This is a genomic window from Treponema sp. OMZ 803, from assembly GCF_024181165.1.
GTDB lineage: Bacteria > Spirochaetota > Spirochaetia > Treponematales > Treponemataceae > Treponema.
This window is the reverse complement of record NZ_CP051195.1, coordinates 1,747,080-1,760,457: the sequence shown is the minus strand read 5'-3', so window position 1 is coordinate 1,760,457 and position 13,378 is coordinate 1,747,080. Positions and strand designations below refer to the sequence as shown.

The window sequence follows — 13,378 nt, the reverse complement described above, 5'->3', positions numbered from 1 at the left end:
TCGATAGACGATATCAGCTTTATGATGAAGCCCATTGATGTTCTTTGCAAATACAATGCAAAAAGTAAAAGATATGATGCACGTGACAAAGCGCTTTTTGGAGAGGTGCTTTAACTGAGTTATGCTTTTAATAGCAGTCTTACTTTGTTACCGCAGGCGCACTGAAATGGTGCGGCTGAAAATAAACGTTAATGCACCCAGCCGGTCTTCCAATGCCAGAGCGGTTTTGACAGTGTGGAAGAAAAGGTTTGTATGCGGTTAAAGTCGGGGAGCCAATCCAAGTCGCTTACTAATTCCTGATAAAACCCGTCGTCGATGTTTAAATCTTCAAGAAAAGTGCGCAATCTGATGTCCTCGGATTCGTTGAGTAGGCGGTTGGAAAAAGCATCGATACGCCGCGCTTTCGGATTTGCCGTAATGGGCGTGTACTGAGTCATCAGCGAAAGCAGCGCCTTGCTTTTCAGCCTTTGGGCAAACCAACGGAGTACTGCTTGCGAATCCTCTAATTTTCCCGGAAGTGCGAGATGCCGGACAATAACACCCGACAGCATTTTACCGAACGGATACCGTTCATCGGGCGGTGTAAGGTTGAGGGGAGAAAGCCGCGCCATTGTCTTGATTGCAGCACAGGCTTGTTCGGGATAATCCGGAGCGGCAAAAACGCGGCGGGATGTTTCGGTATTAAGCGTTTTGAGATCGGGGAGCCAGCCGTCGACGGTGTCCGCAATCGATTCGAGTGCTTCTACCGTTTCGTATGCGGAGGAGTTCCAGACGATGGGAATAGTTAAGCCGTGCTGTTTTGCGGCTCGGAGCCCTGCCCCCAAAGCCGGTATCGCATGGCTGCCCGTAACGATGTTGATGTTTTCCGCGCCTGCGCTCTGAAGTGTGAGGCATATTTCGATAAATTCCCGTTCCGTTACGGCACGTCCCATGCCCTCTTGTGAAATTTGAAAGTTTTGGCAAAAAACGCAGCGGAGGTTACAGCCGGTAAGGAATATTGTTCCCGATCCGCCTGCGCCGCTTACCGGAGGTTCTTCTCCGAAGTGTAATCCTGCCCATGCAATGCGCAGTTCCGCCGTTTCTCCACAAAAGCCGCGTTCACCGGCGTTCCTATTTACCCCGCAGCGCTTTGGACAGGCGGTACAGTGCTCATATTCTACGCAGCAAAAATCCCGTATCATAGTGCTATTCCTATTTAATGGTATCTTTAGAAGCTCACTTCGCTTTTAGAAATCGCCGAGGAGCTTATGCCGTTCAACCATAATGCTCATAATGGCGCTTACGGTTTGCATATCGAGTGTTTCCGCTGCCGCCGAGATAATGGTATGTAGTTCTTCCCAGTCTTCATTGGAAAAATCCATATCGCTACCGAAGCTGCCGTCAAAGAGGGAAAAGACGGTATAGAACCAAGTAACGGCCTCTTCTTTTGTATCAGCGGAATGCGTTCTCAACCAATACTCAGCTGAATCTTCCGCTAACGGGAGCAGGCTTTTATCGTAACTGCGGATTGTTTGAATAAAAAATTCACATAATTCTTGCCGGAATGCAGGATCAGGTAATTTTTCCGTTCGTCTCTGTGCATCACTATAAAATTTTTCGAGGATATTCATAAGGCTGTTACTATAAGAAAAAGACTTGTAAAAAGCAAGCAGAATCCTTGTGGATGCACGGATTCCTCTATTGTAGCAGTTGCCGCTCCCAAGCCTCTCTCCTACTTGTAAAACCGCTGTAAAACCCGTATAGTATTAGCCTACGAAAAACTTTTTCGGATGTTAAAACGTCCTGCAAAAGTTTTTATAGGAGTAGAGTATGGATAAATATGTATGTGATTTATGTGGTTATGAGTATGATCCGAGCGCTGGTGATCCTGAGGGTAATATTAAACCGGGTACTCAGTTTGAGGATTTGCCCGATACGTGGGTATGTCCGCTCTGCGGCGTCTCAAAGGACGGATTCAAAAAGGTTTAAACAAGGTAGCACAATATGACAAAAAATGATTTTATCAGCACAATCGGATATGACGGTGCGGCTGCGGTAGTTGATAAAGAACGACGTACTAAAAACGGCGGTAAGACTTTAAAGGAATTGCTGGAAGCAGGTGCTTTTCGCAGCGCAGCGGCTTTTGCCGCCTACGATGATTCTCAAGAGGAGCTACAAACTGTTACGGATTATTATAATAAATTAGCTCATGCAGATTATACCACGGAAAATATTTTGCGGGTATTCGGTATTACCAAAACTAACAGTAAAAAAATAATCCTTCTATAAATGAATGGGGATGTCTCGAAAGTTGGTTACTTTTTCGACATCCCCGCGAGTTTAATATTAAGTCTTTATACAATAATGACTTAATATTAAACATCGCATCTAAATCTAAGGAAACTGTCCAAAAACTGAAGTTTCTGGACAGCCCCTATTATTTTGAATGTGCCTCTAAAATGTTTTACTCAAAGGAGTTGTATAATGCCGTATCCTTTTGGCGATATTGAAAAAAAATGGCAAAAATATTGGAAAGATCATAAGACGTTTAAAGTAACCGAGGATGAAAATTATCCGCCGGAAAAACGGGCGTATGTATTGGATATGTTTCCGTATCCGTCGGGAGCAGGCTTGCACGTCGGACATCCTGAAGGATATACGGCAACTGATATTTATTGTCGGTATCTCCGCATGAACGGATATGCGGTGCTGCATCCGATGGGGTTTGACTCCTTCGGCTTACCGGCGGAAAATTACGCCATTAAGACCGGTACTCATCCGCGTATTACGACAAAAGAAAACATCGACACCTTCCGGAGGCAAATACAGGCGTTCGGTTTTTCCTACGACTGGGATCGCGAGCTTGCAACTTCGGATGTGGACTATTACCGCTGGACACAGTGGATATTTTTACAGCTGTATAAAAAAGGTTTAGCCTACGAAACGGAAGCACCGATTAACTGGTGCCCGAGCTGTTTGACCGGTCTTGCGAATGAGGAAGTGAAAGAAGGCTGCTGCGAACGGTGCGGCACACAGGTTGTCCGCAAGAATGTTCGGCAGTGGATGCTCAAGATTACTGCGTATGCAGAGCGGCTCCTTGAGGACTTGGAAGAGCTGGATTGGCCTCAGTCTGTTAAGATGATGCAGCGGAATTGGATCGGCAAAAGCACCGGAGCGGAAATAGACTTTCACCTTGCCGCTCCGCACGAAAGCGAAAAGATTACCGTATATACTACTCGGCCGGATACTATTTTCGGGGCAACCTACCTCGTGCTTGCTCCGGAACATCCGCTCGTCATGCGCATTGTTAGCGGGGCGCAAAAAGGCGCCGTGCAGCAGTATATTGACGAGACGGCAAAGAAAACCGACCTTGAACGGACTGAACTTGCAAAAAAGAAAACCGGCGTCTTTACCGGCGCCTATGCGGTAAATCCGCTAACAAAAGAACCTATTCCGATTTGGATCTCCGATTATATTTTGGTTTCTTACGGAACCGGCGCCATTATGGCGGTTCCGGCGCATGATGAGCGCGACTGGGAGTTTGCTCACGTTTTTTCGCTGCCAGTTATTCAAACGGTCGCATCCGAAGCTGAATGGAAGGAAAAGGGAGCGGCGGGCGATTACCGCGCAGTACCGCAAGCATGTACCGCAGCCGACGGTTATGCGGTAAATTCAGGCGAATTTACCGGACTGCCGACGCGGGAAGCAATAGAGCGGGTTACCGACTACGCCGCCGCTAACGGCTTCGGCAAAAAGGCCGTCAATTATAAGCTCCGCGACTGGGTGTTCAGCAGGCAGCGGTACTGGGGAGAGCCTATTCCGTTGGTGCATTGCCCGAAATGCGGCGTGGTTCCGCTGGACGAAAAGGATTTACCGCTTGCCTTGCCTGAAACGGATAGCTACACCCCTTCCGACACGGGAGAAAGCCCGCTTGCCAAAATACCCGAATGGGTGAATACCGTGTGTCCGCACTGCGGCGCCCCTGCCCGCCGCGAAACAAACACCATGCCTCAATGGGCGGGTTCCTGCTGGTACTATCTCCGCTATCTCGATCCTCATAATGCACACAGTTTTTGTGCCAAGGAAAAAGAAGCGTATTGGATGCCTGTTAATCTCTACGTCGGCGGTGCGGAACATGCGGTACTCCACCTCCTCTATGCCCGCTTTTGGCACAAGGTACTGTACGATTTAGGCGTGGTGCATACCAAAGAACCGTTCATGCGGTTGGTGAATCAGGGAATGATCACTTCCTTTGCGTATCAGCGTTCAAACGGGTCGCTCGTGCCGGTCGATGAGGTTGTGCAGACCGGCGATGATGCTTTTGAAGAAAAGAGTACCGGCGAAAAGTTGAAGCGGGTTATCGCAAAGATGTCGAAAAGCCTAAAAAATGTCATCAATCCTGATGAGATGATCGCTCAATACGGCGCCGATTCGTGCCGTATGTATGAGATGTTTATGGGGCCGCTCGATATGTCCAAGCCGTGGAACACGCAAGGGTTGATCGGTATTTTCCGCTTCTTGGAGAAAATCTGGGCTCTTTCCGAAAAAGAGCTTATTTCCTGTCCGGTAAACGATATGAGTACGCCGGAACATGCGGAAATTACCAAGCTCCTCAATAAATCCATTAAAAAGATAACCGAAGATACCGCATCGCTCAACTTTAATACGGCAATCAGCCAGATGATGATTTTCATCAACACGCTCGGAAAATATCAGACCGTACCTCGCTTTGCATGGGAGGCATTTGTCAAGCTGCTCGCGCCCTACGCACCGCACCTCGCCGAAGAGCTGTGGGAGAAGTTAGGGCATACGGAAACAATTGCATATACGCAGTGGCCGATGTTTGTCGAAAAGTTTTGCATCGATTCCGAATGTACGATTGTCGTGCAAATCAACGGAAAGGTGCGCGATAAATTTCAAGCTGCCGTCGATTTGCCGAAAGATGAGCTTGAAGCGCTCGCGTTAAAAACAGATGGCGCACAGCGCTTCCTCGGCGATAAACAGCCTAAAAAGATTATCGTTGTGCCGAATAAGATTGTGAATATCGTCGTCTAACTTTCCTTTTGAAAATATGCATACCGTCTACGGCGTTGCTGAGTGAACAACAGTCCTCGACGTACAATAAGTACGCCTGCGGGTGTTGTTCACTCAGCGCCTTGTATCCGGTACCACTATTTTCAAAAGGCTAACGGAAAGGCTATTCACTTAATCGATTAAGCTGAAACGGTCGGCGATGGTGCCCCGCCATTCTGCGCGCTGGTTTTTATCTTCCCACTCAATGATTCTAACGATAGTGAATTCTTTCATCGTTACCATTGAAGCGTATTTGATAACGGCAAATCTGCCTTGACCGATATACGAAATCGCTTCATTTTCATGTAAGACTTCGTTTTGCTTTAAAAAATTTAATACGCAATCGAAATGCACAGGCTTGCCGTCTGTTTTATCCGCTAATGCGGCGCTTAAATCTTTGATCGGTTTGCCGCACCGTGGGCAGGTAAAAAGTTCGGTAGGATCCTCGTGCTGTGGACTGATATACGGTTTGTTATTCACCGTGGTATTTTCTGTATAACGGTTTTCTTTTCTATGTCCCCGCCTATTATTCATATTATTCTTCATCCTTCATATACATCATTTGTTCGGTCAATATCGATGCTAATCGGTATATTGCCGCTTGAATATATGTTTCGTCATTGAGTTTTGTTTCCATTTCACGAAAATCGGATTCGGTAAAGTATTTGCGGGGAGTATACCGCCCTTTTTTTGGAAACACGCCAACATTCATACATAGTCCTCAAAAGCATTCTCTAGATGCAGCGGCTCAGCTGATTCTATTGTCCGTGGATCAAACGGCAATACAAGAACATCAAACCGTATATGCATCTTGTTATATTTTCGATGAGTTAAGAGAAAATATTTAGCGGTTTTACAAATCCTTTCCTGTTTTCTATTTCCAACGATAATATCCAAGTCCGTAAGCGGTGTATGGGGTAATGTTTTTACTTCAAAAAAGACAAGCGTTTCGTCCTTTTCTGCTATGATGTCAATTTCCCCTGTTCTTGTTCGCCAGTTTCGGGCAATGATAGAGTACCCTTGCCGTTCAAGCCATTTTTCTGCGAATGTCTCACCTGCCGGCCCCAGCCGTTCTTCCATCATTTTTTTTGTTGATACTGAAGTGGGTCAATTGCCTTGACAATAAAAGTATTTTTATATTCCTTTAGATCGATAAGTTTGCCCTTATTGTTTGGATAAAGATGGCCGGTTTCATCAATGAGTACCCTAATCAGCGGGCGTAAGGGAGCTTCCGGGTGTGTGCCGACGACACGCACGATGGAGGTATCGTTCATTAATACTATTGAGCCGATGGGATATACACCAATACTTTGAATCATTGCTTTGATGACCTCGTAATCAAAGCGGCGACCTTTATCTGCAAGTAGAGTTTTCATTGCATCATAACCGAGCAGTGCGTTGCGATAAGCCTTTCGTGCAGTCATTGCGACAAAGGCGTCTACTACAGCTATAATACGGGCACCTATTTCGATGGAATCTTTATCAAGTCCATTGGGGTAGCCTTTTCCGTCCCAACGTTCATGGTGCTCGAGAACAAGCATTGCAACACGCTCGGTATACACAAATTCCGATAATACAGCTTTATACCCATAGACGGTGTGCGCAACCACAGTTTGCATTTCAGTATCCGAAAGCGCAGTTTTTTTGTTTAAAATGGCATCAGGAATCCTTAGCATACCGCAATCGTGTAGCAGAGAACCGAGTATTATATCATCAATATAATCTTCGGGCAGATTCATAAAATTTGCGATGGTTTCAGCTAAAATAGCAGTATCGACTAGAGCTTTTGCCATATCTCGTTCAGGAATTTGGGCTGATAGGATAAATGAAATGGCAAGTGGTCTATTGGCTGCGAGCAAATTACGCAGTCTCAGGGCTATTCCATCTATAGGTCGGGGTGATATGGCTTTTCTGTTTTTTACTTCGGTTAAAAAGATGTCCAGTGTTAGGATAATTGCCAAATATTCAGTATAGAGTTCGCTGTGTGTTAAAATATCCGGCAGTTGTAAAATGGTACTTTCTTCCGTTGTCTTCTTTTTAGTATTTTTGTCAGCTGTCTTAGCAGTAGGAGATCCTCCTTCGTCGGGTAGTGTATCTAATTCTTCAACTAGTTCCGTTACTTCTGCACTCTTTTTTATACTTTTCCCTGCTGTCATAACAAAGGGAACTTTCCATTGCTTTAATACCGATAGTTCACGTTCAGAAACAGGATGCCCTTTGCCCAGGACTCTGTTCTTGCCGTCATCAAAGAATAGCGGCTCAGAAAATATCATGCCTTCTTTTAAATCTTCTACCTTAATTCGTCTTAGCACCGGTTATTCCATCCTTTTTTTGAAGAAATGCAAAAATAGCGGCAACTGCTTGATATGTCTCTTCAGGAATACAAGATCCTATTTCGGTATCAACCAACACTTCTGCCAGCAGAGGGTTATTGATGAGGGGAATATGACATTTATCGGCAATTTCTCGTATCTTTCGTGCAATAGCACCGCGCCCCGAGGCGGTAATCATCGGAATATCTTCTCCGAATGTATATGACAATGCAACCGAGCAATCTCGCCCCTTGTCCATACTATTGCTTTTTATCTCCATGGTAATAAAAAGTCACATCTACTCCTAGATTATTCTACACTGATATATCGATTGATGCAAGGGTATGATTCTCTTCCATATTATTATCGGCATAATGTACGGTATAGGAAGTAACTCCTGCAGATTCCAGACAGTCGTGCAGCAAAGTTGCGAGATTTTTCTGCTTCTGTGTTGAAAGTTCTTCTTGTCCTCGATAGGAAAAAAAGCATTGGTTATTCTTGAGCACAAATGTCCATGCTTCTTGTTGTTCTTCACTTCGTACCCGTAGGCAGCATTCAAGACATATGGCGTCTTGCAGATCAAGCAAAAAAGCCGCTGAACCTCTCCAGAGTGTGTTGAGCTGTTTTTCAAACGGAAATACCACCCAGTGGTTTTTGCCTGTTTTTACATGATTGAGAAAGCGGAAGAGGTCGGCATCCTCCGATGAGTCGGTCAGATTTTCATGCTGTTTGCCGGGAAGGGCAAACATGGCTGCAAGGCATTGCTCAATTAGCTGCGGTAAAGGTTCTATGCCGCGGGAGTAGAGGAGGGCAGCAGCAAAAGCTGCTTTTTTTTCGTGCGGGGCGAACGCATAGAGTGAAGAAAGGATTTTTAAGAGCGGGCGGGATTGTAACGGCTGTTCATTTTGACGAAAAAAAGCGATCAATGTTACCGCGAGGTCGGACTGCGGTATGCCGAGCTGGGAGAATACATCACCATGCGGCAACGAATGCGGTATAGATTTCTGATACGGCGTTAACATAACCGTATTGCCGGCAATATGGACGCGCATCAATAAAAAAGCCCCTTCCCTAATATCTTGAGAAAGAGCTTTTGTCTGTGCCTGTAGTACGGAACCTTTAACGGTAATCCGCACCGTATTGTTTTTAAGGATCGACAGCACCCGAACCGTTACCGGTTCATTTTCGGTAAAACCGGCGGCTTTGTCTCCTTGGAAAAGAACGGCCGCGTTAAGTGCCTCATTCCGATGTAATGGAATCAGAAGCGCCGGCCGTTCCGCTGTGGGCTGCATATCCGCTAGTTCTTCTTTTGCAGAAGTGTCTTAATCTTTGCAGCCTTACCGATCTTCTCGCGGATGTAGTAGAGCTTGCCACGGCGAACCTTACCGGCATGCACCACTTCTACCTTTGCGATACGCGGTGAGTGGAGCGGAAATACACGCTCTACGCCGACGCCGTAAGAATTCTTTCTTACCGTGAATGTCCGGCCGATACCGGCATTTTTAAAGCACAGTACCAGTCCTTCATATATCTGAATACGTTCGGTTTTCCCTTCAATAATCTTGAAGTGTACCTTTACGGTGTCGCCTACTTTAAAAGAAGGTTTTTCGACAATCTTTTGTTTTTCTTCAATCTTACGAATTAAATTCTCTGCCATTTGTTATCTCCTGTAAAATAAGTTCCGCTTCTTTTGTCCATTCAGGTGAACTACGAATTGCCGTCAGCAAGTCGGGACGCATGGCAAGCGTCTTTCTAATCCGCTGTTCAAGCCGCCATTTACGAATGTGTTCGTGGTGGCCGGACAGAAGCACTTCAGGAACAGCCCTGTCCCTGAATATCTGCGGCCGTGTGTACTGGGGGTATTCCAACAAACCGTCGGAAAAACTCTCCTCTTCAAGGGATTCGCGGGAAATAACGCCGTCGATCAAGCGATACACCGCGTCTATTATTACGAGCGCAGCAAGTTCACCTGAGGACATGACGTAGTCGCCGAGCGAAATTTCATCGTCAACGTATTCGTCGATGATCCGCTGATCAATTCCTTCGTAGCGGCCGCAGATAAACACGAGTTCTTGTTCTCGTGCAAGCTCCGCTGCACACACTTGGGTGAAAGGTTTACCGGAAGGAGTTACATAGATAACTCGTTTTTCGGCTGCCTGCACAGAATCGAGTGCGAGCGAAAGCGGCTGCGGCAATAGGAGCATTCCCGCCCCGCCGCCGTAGGTTAGATCATCACAGGTTCGATGCTTGTCGTAAGCAAAGTCGCGGATATTCACCAGATTGTAGGTAATAAGCCCCCGTTCGACCGCCTTCGCCATGATCGACGATTCGAAAAAGGCGGCGGGGATTTCGGGGAACAAGGTCAGCACATTGAATCTCATTCGAGAATCCAGCGGTGCATAAGCTCAACCTGCTTTACCGGTATGTTTATCTTTCCAATAAATTGGGAACGAAACGGAACATACACGGTTCTGCCTGTTGCAGCCTCGGAGACTTCCAATAACAATCCGCCTCCGCCTTCCACTACATCTGCAATTGTACCCACAGAATTTCCTTTGTACACAAGGACAGAATTACAAAGATCATTGATATAAAACTCGCCGCGTTCGAGCGGGCAAGCCATATCGCGAGGAACCAATATATCCGCTCCGTGTAGCTTTTTTGCCGCCTCAGGCGAATCGATACCTCGTAGTTTTAATAACGCGTCCGCATTGCGGACAACGCACTCTTCAACCTGATAGAATAGTTCGGGATGCTGTGTTCCCGTCCCCTCGGATGGAAACTGCAGTTTTATCTCTTTTAAGTTTAGAAAATGTTCATATTCGCCCGAACAGCTTTCAATTTTAAGGAAGCCTTCAAGACCGAATGTGCCCCGAATCCTACCGGTTATGAGCCAGTCCATTAATCAAGAATTTCCAGCAAATAACGGGTTCCACTCCGACCGGCTGATGCCATAAGCAGCGTCCGAATTGCCTGAGCAACCCTTCCGAATTTTCCGATTACCTTTCCTACATCACCGCTTGCAACGCGCAATTCCAGCACAATACCGCGGTCGGTCTCTTTTTCCGATACGGAAACGGCACTGGGATCATCAACAAGCGACTTTGCAATGTACTCGACTAAATCACGTTCCATGTTCGATAGCCGACCTATAACGTGAATTGTTTTTTGTTGAGCAAGTGACGAACCGTGTCGGTCGGCTGAGCGCCTTTATTAAGCCAACCGCGTACTTTATCGGCATCAAAAGCAATCTGCTGATCTTCCGCTTCAATAGGATGATAGATGCCTACTTCGTCAATGGTTTTACCATCACGGGGTTCACGGACATCCTGTACCACGATGCGGTAATATGGGCGCTTTTTTGTTCCGAATTTCTTGAGTCTGATTTTTACGCTCACGTTAATCCTCCCGGAAATTAATTATTTATGGTGGGAACTACTAAAAACAGCCGCTTTTAGGAATGTTCCTACAAGAATAAAATACAGGCTATAGTACATGAAAACCGATACTTGGTCAACTATAGGACATCGAGTTTTACTGCAAAGCGAGATTTTATTTGACTACTTGACATACACTATATATGGGGGTATCATCACAAATGTAAGCATAATTAACACTATATAGATAAACTTATATAGTGAAACATATCTCTATAAAAGGTGGGTAAGATACCATGAGAACAAGAGAAGCAATCGATGCTGATATTGCAGCTGCACAGTCGGAGCTGCAAAATGTACACGGTTCTACAACGGAAGTATATGCACGCATAGTCGGTTATTACCGTTCCGTCCGTAACTGGAATAAGGGCAAGCGTGAAGAGTTTTCAGAGCGGAAAATGTTCGAACACGAAAATCCTAAAACGCCCCTCTATGCAGGGCAAAGTACCGTAGTGGATACGGGAACAACATCAATTCAATATCCTGCCTTTTTTGAGGTGTATACGCGGAAGACGTGTCCCAACTGCCCACCTGTTAAAGATTACTGCAATAATCTCGGTATTGATATCCGTTATATCGATGCCGACACCGAAGAAGGTATTAAAGCAGCTGCAAAGCACGGCGTCCGATCCTGTCCTACCGTTATCATGTATAATGAATCGGAAAAAGAACTTTCCCGTGCATATTCGGTTGCCGATCTTAAAGCGTATCGCTTAACCCCATATACGGCTGAAGCAGTTATCGCGTAAGCTATGAATGTCGGTCTGCAGAAAACCACACTTGTCAACTATCCGCGCAAGGTTGCTGCTGCGGTTTTTCTGCCCGGCTGTAACTTGCGCTGCCCGTATTGCTATAACGGCGAGCTCGTATGTGCGTCTGTTTCGGAAGGTCCTGCCGGTAAGTCATTGGGGAGCGGTACGAATGACTACGTACCGATTGAAGCGGTCTATGAACATATCGAAAAGCGGAAGTCGGTATTGCATGGACTTGTTATTTCGGGCGGTGAAGCACTTCTTTCTCCGGTTTTACCGGAACTTATTCTACGGGCACGAAAGGCAGGGCTTGCCGTTAAGATTGATACAAATGGTTTATTGTCGGATAAAGTGTATTCGCTTCTGCACGACGACGCGCTCTGTCCCGATATGATAGCCGTCGATATAAAGACTGCTCCTGCCCGTTATCATGAACTCAAATTTTGTTGCCCGGCAGGAACTGAGCCGTCGGCTGAACAGCCTGAAGCTGCACTAAAACGGACGTTGATGATTTTGCAGGAAAAGCACACGTTCTGTCGGCCGGTAGAAATCGAATATAGAACCGTTCTTGTACCGCCGCTTGTAGCTGCCGAGGATATACGTGCTATTTCAGCATTGCTCCCTTCCGATGCCGCATGGTTTTTTGCTCCCTTTTTACCGGGGAACTGTCTTAATCCCGCATGGAATACAATTCGTCCATATACACAGGCTGAAACAGAAGAACTCATTCGTCTTGCCGGAACAAAGATTCCCAATAGTAGATTACGTTAATCAATTTGCAATTTATAAAAATGGATAGAAAATCGTGAGTTCTCTACAGCGTAATGCTGTAGGTTCCGCTCCGGTGTTACTTGTAGAAATTGTTGTGAGGGGGAAAATGGGCCCAGCTGGACTTGAACCGGCGACCCGCGGATTATGAGTCCGCTGCTCTAACCAACTGAGCTATAGGCCCAAGGAAGCACTATAGTAATTTATTTTGCGGCTTTAGTCAAGGTAATCGTATCGAAATTATCTGAGAGGTATTACTATTTTTTCATAATATTCTATCGCCGAGATATTAAAATACCAATGCGGTAACAAATGCTACCGAATTCTCATTTTTGTTGTGATATACTCTATACAGTTTTAAGAATTTCGTTACTTAGAACCGGCTATCTGTAGAATTGATTTATGCAAGATCTTCGAGTTTGTCGATGTTAACGGTTACGGTATCTTTGGATATGGTGAGCAGCTTGTCTTTTTGCATATTCATCAATTCACGGGATAGGGAAGGGCGCGGGACGGCGAGATATTCGGCCATAGCTTCTCGGTTTAGTTTGAGCGTTATTTTAGGCTGACCGTGTGCTTGCTGCAACAGATACACGGCTATTTTTTTACGCAGTGTAAATGAAGAGAATATCAACAGCTTCTGGTTTAGGAAATAGGCTTTATGCGCAAGGATAGATAAAAGATTCTGTACAATTTTTGTTTGTACGGCGGGTAGTGTTGCAGAAGCAAAAAATATGTTTGCCGGAATACTGAGGATTTTCGCATCGGCAATTATTCTACATGAATAATCGTACGGAACTGATTGCAGGAAGGCGTACACTTCACCGAAGACGGTTTCCGGTGTTTCAAAGCGGTTCATAATAGTCCGTTTGCCGTCGATACCGTTTTTTTCGATTTGAACAGCCCCCGATTTTAGGATGAACAATGCTTTGGGAAGGTCGCCTTCAAAGAAAATAAAGCTGTCTTTTGGATAGATGGCAGTCTTTGCCTTGACGGCGGTAAGATAGGTTTCCAGTTCCTTTGCGGGAATATCTTTGAATAACGGATTCACAGCGTC

19 protein-coding genes and 1 tRNA gene are annotated in these 13,378 nt (G+C 45.7%); 5 read left to right on the top strand and 15 right to left on the bottom strand.

Going from position 1 to position 13,378, the window contains the following annotated elements:
- Positions 1-188: 188 nt before the first annotated feature.
- Positions 189-1,181 (bottom strand): radical SAM protein, encoded by a 993-nt coding sequence (locus tag ABH09_RS07930; protein ID WP_253713989.1) that lies wholly within the window; start codon positions 1,179-1,181, stop codon positions 189-191.
- A 45-nt stretch (positions 1,182-1,226) separates the two neighbouring features.
- Positions 1,227-1,610 (bottom strand): hypothetical protein, encoded by a 384-nt coding sequence (locus ABH09_RS07925; protein WP_253713988.1) that lies wholly within the window; start codon positions 1,608-1,610, stop codon positions 1,227-1,229.
- A gap of 199 nt (positions 1,611-1,809) precedes the next feature.
- Between ABH09_RS07925 and rd the strand changes: the two genes are divergently transcribed.
- The 3 genes from rd (at position 1,810) to leuS (ending at position 5,034) form a co-directional block, all read left to right on the top strand.
- A complete protein-coding gene (gene rd / locus ABH09_RS07920) occupies positions 1,810-1,968 on the top strand; it encodes a rubredoxin (protein WP_162663788.1) in 159 nt (52 codons plus the stop codon).
- Between the two features lie 15 nt (positions 1,969-1,983).
- Positions 1,984-2,268, top strand: coding sequence for a hypothetical protein (locus tag ABH09_RS07915; RefSeq protein WP_162663787.1), 285 nt, complete (start codon positions 1,984-1,986; stop codon positions 2,266-2,268).
- A gap of 195 nt (positions 2,269-2,463) precedes the next feature.
- Positions 2,464-5,034 (top strand): leucine--tRNA ligase, encoded by a 2,571-nt coding sequence (leuS, locus tag ABH09_RS07910; RefSeq protein ID WP_253713987.1) that lies wholly within the window; start codon positions 2,464-2,466, stop codon positions 5,032-5,034.
- 150 nt (positions 5,035-5,184) lie between these two features.
- Here the strand turns inward: leuS and ABH09_RS07905 are convergent, their stop codons facing one another.
- From ABH09_RS07905 to rpsP, 11 genes are read right to left on the bottom strand one after another with little or no spacing between them, the layout of a single operon-like run.
- Positions 5,185-5,586, bottom strand: a complete 402-nt coding sequence (locus tag ABH09_RS07905) for a hypothetical protein (RefSeq protein ID WP_162663786.1) — start codon at positions 5,584-5,586, stop codon at positions 5,185-5,187.
- Position 5,587: 1 nt separating this feature from the next.
- Positions 5,588-5,764 (bottom strand): hypothetical protein, encoded by a 177-nt coding sequence (locus ABH09_RS07900; protein WP_203232396.1) that lies wholly within the window; start codon positions 5,762-5,764, stop codon positions 5,588-5,590.
- A complete protein-coding gene (locus ABH09_RS07895) occupies positions 5,761-6,135 on the bottom strand; it encodes a YraN family protein (RefSeq protein ID WP_253713986.1) in 375 nt (124 codons plus the stop codon). The genes ABH09_RS07900 and ABH09_RS07895 overlap by 4 nt, the downstream gene beginning before the upstream one ends.
- Positions 6,132-7,364 carry an HD-GYP domain-containing protein gene (locus tag ABH09_RS07890; protein ID WP_162663785.1) on the bottom strand — a complete coding sequence of 411 codons (1,233 nt, stop codon included), beginning with the start codon at positions 7,362-7,364 and terminating at the stop codon, positions 6,132-6,134. The genes ABH09_RS07895 and ABH09_RS07890 overlap by 4 nt, the downstream gene beginning before the upstream one ends.
- Positions 7,348-7,623 carry an EscU/YscU/HrcU family type III secretion system export apparatus switch protein gene (locus ABH09_RS07885; RefSeq protein ID WP_162663784.1) on the bottom strand — a complete coding sequence of 92 codons (276 nt, stop codon included), beginning with the start codon at positions 7,621-7,623 and terminating at the stop codon, positions 7,348-7,350. The genes ABH09_RS07890 and ABH09_RS07885 overlap by 17 nt, the downstream gene beginning before the upstream one ends.
- Before the next feature lie 55 nt (positions 7,624-7,678).
- Entirely contained in the window at positions 7,679-8,656 is a 978-nt protein-coding gene (locus tag ABH09_RS07880; protein WP_253713985.1) for a hypothetical protein, read from the bottom strand.
- Positions 8,657-8,661: 5 nt separating this feature from the next.
- Positions 8,662-9,021, bottom strand: a complete 360-nt coding sequence (rplS, locus tag ABH09_RS07875) for a 50S ribosomal protein L19 (protein WP_253713984.1) — start codon at positions 9,019-9,021, stop codon at positions 8,662-8,664.
- Entirely contained in the window at positions 8,999-9,745 is a 747-nt protein-coding gene (gene trmD / locus ABH09_RS07870) for a tRNA (guanosine(37)-N1)-methyltransferase TrmD (protein ID WP_253713983.1), read from the bottom strand. The genes rplS and trmD overlap by 23 nt, the downstream gene beginning before the upstream one ends.
- Complete coding sequence (rimM, locus tag ABH09_RS07865; protein WP_162663780.1) at positions 9,742-10,266, bottom strand: ribosome maturation factor RimM; 525 nt, start codon at positions 10,264-10,266, stop codon at positions 9,742-9,744. The genes trmD and rimM overlap by 4 nt, the downstream gene beginning before the upstream one ends.
- Positions 10,266-10,499, bottom strand: coding sequence for a KH domain-containing protein (locus ABH09_RS07860; RefSeq protein ID WP_006188554.1), 234 nt, complete (start codon positions 10,497-10,499; stop codon positions 10,266-10,268). The genes rimM and ABH09_RS07860 overlap by 1 nt, the downstream gene beginning before the upstream one ends.
- 14 nt (positions 10,500-10,513) lie before the next feature.
- Entirely contained in the window at positions 10,514-10,762 is a 249-nt protein-coding gene (rpsP, locus tag ABH09_RS07855; RefSeq protein ID WP_044012752.1) for a 30S ribosomal protein S16, read from the bottom strand.
- Between the two features lie 275 nt (positions 10,763-11,037).
- On the opposite strand from rpsP, the gene nrdD reads away from it, so the two are divergent.
- Both nrdD and ABH09_RS07845 read left to right on the top strand, forming a co-directional pair.
- Positions 11,038-11,550, top strand: a complete 513-nt coding sequence (nrdD, locus tag ABH09_RS07850) for a glutaredoxin family protein (protein ID WP_253713982.1) — start codon at positions 11,038-11,040, stop codon at positions 11,548-11,550.
- Between the two features lie 3 nt (positions 11,551-11,553).
- Positions 11,554-12,324 carry a radical SAM protein gene (locus ABH09_RS07845; protein ID WP_253713981.1) on the top strand — a complete coding sequence of 257 codons (771 nt, stop codon included), beginning with the start codon at positions 11,554-11,556 and terminating at the stop codon, positions 12,322-12,324.
- A 107-nt stretch (positions 12,325-12,431) separates the two neighbouring features.
- Here ABH09_RS07845 and ABH09_RS07840 read toward each other — a convergent pair.
- Positions 12,432-12,505: transfer RNA gene (locus ABH09_RS07840), tRNA-Ile, on the bottom strand.
- A gap of 216 nt (positions 12,506-12,721) precedes the next feature.
- The gene (locus ABH09_RS07835) at positions 12,722-13,372 is read right to left on the bottom strand and encodes a Crp/Fnr family transcriptional regulator (protein WP_253713980.1); all 651 of its coding nucleotides are present in this window, start codon (positions 13,370-13,372) and stop codon (positions 12,722-12,724) included.
- Positions 13,373-13,378: the final 6 nt, after the last annotated feature.

Coding starts and splice junctions, on each gene's coding strand:
- nrdD (WP_253713982.1), top strand. CDS start 11,038: ATGAGAACAAGAGAAGCAATCGATGCTGATATTGCAGCTGCACAGTCG.
- ABH09_RS07880 (WP_253713985.1), bottom strand. CDS start 8,656: ATGCAGCCCACAGCGGAACGGCCGGCGCTTCTGATTCCATTACATCGG.
- ABH09_RS07930 (WP_253713989.1), bottom strand. CDS start 1,181: ATGATACGGGATTTTTGCTGCGTAGAATATGAGCACTGTACCGCCTGT.
- leuS (WP_253713987.1), top strand. CDS start 2,464: ATGCCGTATCCTTTTGGCGATATTGAAAAAAAATGGCAAAAATATTGG.
- ABH09_RS07905 (WP_162663786.1), bottom strand. CDS start 5,586: ATGAATAATAGGCGGGGACATAGAAAAGAAAACCGTTATACAGAAAAT.
- ABH09_RS07900 (WP_203232396.1), bottom strand. CDS start 5,764: ATGAATGTTGGCGTGTTTCCAAAAAAAGGGCGGTATACTCCCCGCAAA.
- ABH09_RS07915 (WP_162663787.1), top strand. CDS start 1,984: ATGACAAAAAATGATTTTATCAGCACAATCGGATATGACGGTGCGGCT.
- ABH09_RS07895 (WP_253713986.1), bottom strand. CDS start 6,135: ATGATGGAAGAACGGCTGGGGCCGGCAGGTGAGACATTCGCAGAAAAA.
- ABH09_RS07925 (WP_253713988.1), bottom strand. CDS start 1,610: ATGAATATCCTCGAAAAATTTTATAGTGATGCACAGAGACGAACGGAA.
- ABH09_RS07885 (WP_162663784.1), bottom strand. CDS start 7,623: ATGGACAAGGGGCGAGATTGCTCGGTTGCATTGTCATATACATTCGGA.
- rplS (WP_253713984.1), bottom strand. CDS start 9,021: ATGGCAGAGAATTTAATTCGTAAGATTGAAGAAAAACAAAAGATTGTC.
- ABH09_RS07860 (WP_006188554.1), bottom strand. CDS start 10,499: ATGGAACGTGATTTAGTCGAGTACATTGCAAAGTCGCTTGTTGATGAT.
- rimM (WP_162663780.1), bottom strand. CDS start 10,266: ATGGACTGGCTCATAACCGGTAGGATTCGGGGCACATTCGGTCTTGAA.
- trmD (WP_253713983.1), bottom strand. CDS start 9,745: ATGAGATTCAATGTGCTGACCTTGTTCCCCGAAATCCCCGCCGCCTTT.
- ABH09_RS07845 (WP_253713981.1), top strand. CDS start 11,554: ATGAATGTCGGTCTGCAGAAAACCACACTTGTCAACTATCCGCGCAAG.
- rd (WP_162663788.1), top strand. CDS start 1,810: ATGGATAAATATGTATGTGATTTATGTGGTTATGAGTATGATCCGAGC.